This is a genomic window from Saccharopolyspora sp. 6M, assembly GCF_020176775.1.
GTDB lineage: Bacteria > Actinomycetota > Actinomycetes > Mycobacteriales > Pseudonocardiaceae > Saccharopolyspora_C > Saccharopolyspora_C gregorii.
In genome coordinates, this window is sequence record NZ_JAIUJZ010000189.1 from 1 (window position 1) to 5,557 (window position 5,557).

The window sequence follows — 5,557 nt, forward strand, 5'->3', positions numbered from 1 at the left end:
TCCCCCCGCGACTCCGCGACTCCGCGACTCCGCGACTCCGCGACTCCGCGACTCCGCGACTCCGCGACTCCGCGACTCCGCGACTCCGCGACGGCCCCTCCTAGCGCCGGGTGGTCGACGCCGGGCAGCATGGGCCGGTGCTCACTCGATCACCGGACGACACCGTGACGCGTGAGCCGCGGCGCGGCCGGGTCGCCGCGGACGAGCCGGAGCACGGCACGTTCGGCCCGGTGCGCACCGTGCTGGTCATCGCCCGCACCATCACCTCCACCGCCCGCCTGCTGGACGCGCTGCGGTTCTTCCGGGACGACTTCCGCGTGGACCTGGTGTTCACCGTGAACGACACCTCCCCGCACAGCGGCGGCGCGCTGGAGCTGCTGCGCGAGGCGCGCGCCGAGCGGATCGTCCCGTGGTCGGCGGTGCACGACCTCCCGTACGCGCTGGCGATCTCGGCGAGCGAGAACATCGACTTCGCCGAGTTGGACCTGACCCGGCCGGTGGTGGTGCTGCCGCACGGCATCGGCTTCAACAAGCACGTGCACGACCCGAAGACCGGCGGGACCAGGCTGGCGGGCCTTCCGCCGGAGTACGCGCTGCGCAGCGGGAAGGTACTGCTGACGCTGGCGCACGAGTCGCAGCACCGGCAGCTGGCGGCGGTGCGCCCGGAGGTCGCGGGCAACACGGCCGTGGTCGGCGATCCGACCTTCGACCAGCTGCGCGCGAGCCTGCCACTGCGGGACCGGTTCCGGCGGGAGCTGGATCTGCGCGGCCGCAGGCTGGTGCTGCTGAACTCGACGTGGGGCGAGGAGTCGGCGCTGGGCCGATCACGGGAGCTGGCCCGGCGGTTGTGCGCGGAGCTGCCCGCCGACGAGTACCGGGTGGCGCTGGCGATGCACCCGAACATCTGGTCCCGCTACGGCGATCTGCGGGTGCGGACCTGGTTCGCGGACGCGCTGGACGCGGGATTGCTGCTGCTGCCGCCGGACGGGGGCTGGCAGGCGGCGCTGGTGGCCGCGCACCAGGTCGTCGGCGATCACGGCTCGGTGAGCCTGTACGCGGCGTGCTTGGGCAAGCCGCTGCTGCTGGCATCGGTCGGCGCGGAGAGCGTGCCGGGCACGCCGGTGGCGGCGTTGGCGGACACCGCCGAGCACCTCGACGTGACGGGGGACCTGCGCGAGCAGTTGGACGGGTCGTGGCGGACGCACGCACCGGCCCGGTTCGCCGAGCTGCCCGGGCAGGTGTTCGCGCACCTCGGCGAGGCGACCGGGGTGCTGCGGGAGGTGCTCTACCGCTTGCTGGAGCTGCCGGTCCCGGCCGGGGAACCACCGCTGCTGCAACCCGCGACCCCGCGGCCGTACCGGCGGGAACCGGCCTCGTTCGAGGTGTTCACCGAGTGCACCGGGCCGGGCCGGATCGCGGTGCGGCGGTATCCGGCGGCGGTGCGCCGGGCCGATGCGCCGGTGCGGGAGTCGGCGGTGCAGCGGCACCTGGCGGTGCGGGAGGACGAGCCGCGGCTGCTGCGGCACCAGTCCGCGGCGGTGCTGGTGCGCGAGGAAACGTGCGCGGACGAGGCCGCGGCGCTGACCTGGACCGACCAGGCCCGGGCGGAGTTCCCGGGCGCCCGGGTGTGGCTGGCCGCCCACCCGAACGGCATGACCGCCGCTGTCCGGAACGGACGGACGATGCGCATCTCCGCCCCCGGCGCCGACCCGATGCTGGTGGCATCGGCCGCGCACGCGATCGTCCTCAATGGACTCACCAGTGGCGACTTCACGATCTCCTGCGGTGCCGAGGAATTCCGGCTGACCGCCACCGAGCGCTGACCCGGTACGCGGGCTCGGAGCCACGACCGGCGGAGCCCGGCCAGAACAAGAGGCTCACGGGTGCACCCACCCTCTCTTCCCAGCCGGAGGGGCACGGTTCGCCAAACGACGCCGGCGGCGAGCGACCGTCACGGTTCCGGTGGAGTTCACGGGTGTCCACCGGGACGTCAGCGGTCGGACCACCGCTCCTCCAGGGTAACGCGGCCGGGCGAGCGGTCGCGCTAGGCGGTTTCGCTGAGACCACTGGTCAGTTCGTGGCTGAGGAGCCTTGACACGGGCTGGGAGCCGTGTGCACCGTTCCCCCGGCTCGTCCGAGCCAGCCGAGCTAGGGCCCACAGCATCCCTTCTTCACATGAGGTCGTCCCATGAATCATCTCGCCGATCGTGCCGCCATCCACGATCTCAACACTCGTTACGCGGTTGCTTTCGACGGCTTCCGGCTGAATGAGTCCGCTGACTGCTGGGCCGAGGATGGCGTCCTCGACGAACGCGAGACCGGCTTCGGCCTGTTCCAAGGGCGCGAGGCGATAACGCGACTTCTTCCGCGACTCGCTCTTCGCCCATGCCCGCTACGTCATCCACGTCATGTTCAACCACCTGGTGACGGACATCGAGGGCGACCGCGCGACGGGGAGTGTCTTCTGTCTCGTGGAAGTGGTGAAGAACGACGGCGGCTACGTTCGTTCCCACGTCAAGTACGAGGACGACTACGTTCGCGTGGACGGACAGTGGAAGTTCGGCAGCCGCGTCATCAAGCCTTCCTTCCCGGGTGCCCCGGTGTGAGCCCTGGAAGTTCGATTTGGATCGCCTTGCGGACCACAGGAAGATGCCTGCCATGTGGAGTCCGGCCAGGTATGTGGTCGCGGTCTGCTCAAAGCGGGTGGCGGGACCGCGCCACTGCTGCAAGCGGTTGATGCACCGTTCGACGGTGTTGCGCTGCTTGTACGCCTCGCGGTCGAAGGCGGGGGTTGCCCCCTCGGCTGCCGCGCCACAGTCGGTGGCCTTGCCGGCCCGCCTGGACAGGGATCACCACCCGAATACCGCGCTTGTCCAGGTACTGGCGGACACGATCGTGGAGTCCACCGAAACCGAGGCAGGCTGCGGTTGTGGGCCGTCGACGGCACCTGGAAGCGGGTGTTCACCGCGTTGACGACCCAGGCCGACGCGGACGAAGATCTCAACTGGGTCACCGTGAGGTGGCCGACGTGATCGCCTTCAAGATCTAGACCGGCACGCAGCAGGGCCGCCCGCCAGAGGAGTACGGCAACTGGCGGAGTGTCCGGTCCGATCCGCGTCCACCGCGCGTCAGTCAGCGGCATACCCGGGCCGACGACTGGCTGATCCGAACGAAACCGCCTAGGCGTGGTGGAGCCGTCGGTGCCGAACAGGCCCTGCGGTGCGCCGGTTGCGGTGGTGGTGCGATCGTGCCGGGAAGGCGGGCAGCCCCCGGGATTCCGCCGTCCGCCGCACCGGACGGATTCGAAGCCGGGCGGTCAGCCCAGCGCGGCCAGTGCTTCTCGCACGCCGCCGGCGCGGGGGCTGCCGTACCGCTCGTAGACGGCGAGCGCGGCGCGCAGGTTCTCCTGCTGCAATGCGGCATCCCCGCTGGTGGCGGCGACGTCGGCGAGCGCTTCCCGCGCCTGCGCCGCGTAGTAGTGGTCCTCCCCCGCAGTGAGCACCGCGATGGCGTCGCGCAGCGCCGCGGTGGCGTCGTCGAGCGCGCCGAGGTGCGCGTGCGCGGTGCCGATGGCGGCGAGGGCGCGTCCGGCCATCCGCTCGTCCGGCACCGCCCTGATCAGCCGCAGCGCGTCCCGCAGCGTGTCGAGCGCTCGCGCGTGCTCGCCGAGGGCGTCTTCGGCGCAGCCGAGGAAGTAGCCGACGAAGGCCCGTCCGCGCGCGTCCTCGGCGGCGGTGAACAGCTCGATCGCCCGCCGGTAGTCGAGGACGGCGGCGGCGGGATCACCGGTGGCGTCGTGGTACCGCCCGACGAGTTCGTGCACGGAGGCCGTGAGCCGCGGTTCCCCGATCCGTTCGGCGACCGGCAGCGCGGCGTCGAGTTCCGCACGCGCGCGGTCGAGGTGGCCGAGGTCGGTGAACGCGCGGGACGCGAAGCTGCCCAGCCGCGCGGCGGCGTCGGGACGGTCGTCGAGTTCGGCGGCGCGCACCCCGAGTTCGGTGGCGCCGATCCATTCCAGCAGGTGCCGCCGGTTGACGTAGAGGGCGGTGAGCGCTTCGGCGAGCTGCCAGGCCTCCCGGTTCAGCCCACCGTCCACAGCGGACCGGAGCACGGCGGCGAGCGCGCCGCGCTCCGCGTCCATCCAGGCCAGCGCGTCCTGCTTGGCGCGGTCCCCGGTGAACGGCTGCCGCTGCCCGGCGAGCAGCTCGGCGTGGTCGGTGATGCGCAGCCGGCCGGCGCCGAGCACGGCGAGGTCGGCGAACGCGGCCCGGTGCAGGCAGTGCCGCACGATGCGCCGCAGCGTCGCGGCGCGGTCCTCGGCGGAGTCGTGCCGTTCGGCGAGGGAGCGGGCGTGCGCGCGCACCAGGTCGTGCATCCGGTACCGGCCGTCGCCTTCGTCGACGAGGAGGTGCGCGTCGAGCAGTTCGCCCAGTTCCCAGTGCGACCGGTCGGTGCCCGCGGCCGCGGCCACCAGGTCGCGGCCGAATTCACCGACCGGCAGCAGCGCCAGCCGCCGGTACAGCTCGGCGGCCGCGGCCGGCAGCATCTTGCAGGCCACGTTGAACGGCGAGGTCAGGCGCGCGCCGTCGGCGCGGTTCTCGGCGACCAGTTCGGCGACCCGCAGGCTCGGGTGCTTGCGCAGCGCGGCGGCCATGGACCGCAGCATCTCGGGGAATCCGCCGCACAGCCGGGCGAGTTCGCGCATCGCCGCCGGTTCCTGCTCGGCGCGGCGCGTCCCGCACAGCGCCTGCATCAGCGCGCTGCCCGCCTCGTCGCCGAGCGGTTCGATCTCGACGACGGAGGCTTCGTCGAGCAGTAGTTCGCTGAGCCGCCGGTTGCTGGTGACCAGCACGGAGCTGCCGGGCGCGTTCGGCACGAACGGTTCGACCTCGGCGGGTTCGGCGACGTCGTCGAGCAGCACCAGCAGCGGTTTCCCACTGGTCCAGGTCTGGTAGAGCTCGGTGCGCCCGGCGAGCGTCGCGGGCATCGCCTTGTCCTGCACGCCGAGCCGCCGCAGGCAGTCGCCGAGCGCGTCGCTGATCGCCGCCCCGTCGGCGCCGCGCAGCGTCCCGAAGTCCACGAACAGTTCGCCGCCGGGGTACGCGTCGACCTCGCCCGCGACGTGCCGGGCGGTGGCGGACTTGCCGACGCCGGGCAGCCCGGTGAGCATCACGATCTTCGAACCGCGGGTGCCGTCGCTGTGCGCGAGGTGTTCGCGCAGCCGCGCGCGTTCCCGCTCCCGGTTCACGAAGTCGCCGGTCAGCGGCCGGATCTCGTGCGGGGTGCGCGCCGGATCGGTGCCGAAGTAGTTGTCGCCGTAGTGCGCGCCCGCCTGCACCACGGGCCCGCCGACCGTGCCCGATGCGGAATTCGCGATCTCCGGCCCGTCGCTCATGCGCCCATCCTCATCACCCGGCGGTAGTCGGCACCCCACCGTACGCGACCGCCTAGCGCCCGAGGGCGAACTCGGCCGGAGCGACGAGCCGGAGTTCGCGCCCGCCCAGGTTCCGCACGGGTCAGGCGAGGGGGACGTCGAGGGTGGCGGGGGTGGTGAGCG

Annotated in this window: 2 protein-coding genes and 2 pseudogenes; 3 read left to right on the forward strand and 1 reads right to left on the reverse strand. The window is 72.6% G+C overall.

All coding sequences use genetic code 11. The annotated features are described in order from the left end of the window. The first annotated feature begins 137 nt into the window (after positions 1-137). The 3 genes and pseudogenes from LCD31_RS29400 to LCD31_RS29225 form a co-directional block, all read left to right on the forward strand. Positions 138-1,823, forward strand: coding sequence for a hypothetical protein (locus LCD31_RS29400; RefSeq protein WP_304612919.1), 1,686 nt, complete (start codon positions 138-140; stop codon positions 1,821-1,823). Positions 1,824-2,188: 365 nt separating this feature from the next. Then, a pseudogene (locus tag LCD31_RS29825) lies at positions 2,189-2,317 on the forward strand (nuclear transport factor 2 family protein); the annotation flags it as partial. A 76-nt stretch (positions 2,318-2,393) separates the two neighbouring features. Then, positions 2,394-2,606 (forward strand): annotated as a pseudogene (locus tag LCD31_RS29225) (nuclear transport factor 2 family protein); the annotation flags it as partial. 710 nt (positions 2,607-3,316) lie between these two features. Here LCD31_RS29225 and LCD31_RS22545 read toward each other — a convergent pair. Continuing rightward, a complete protein-coding gene (locus LCD31_RS22545; protein ID WP_224961014.1) occupies positions 3,317-5,395 on the reverse strand; it encodes a tetratricopeptide repeat protein in 2,079 nt (692 codons plus the stop codon). Positions 5,396-5,557: the final 162 nt, after the last annotated feature.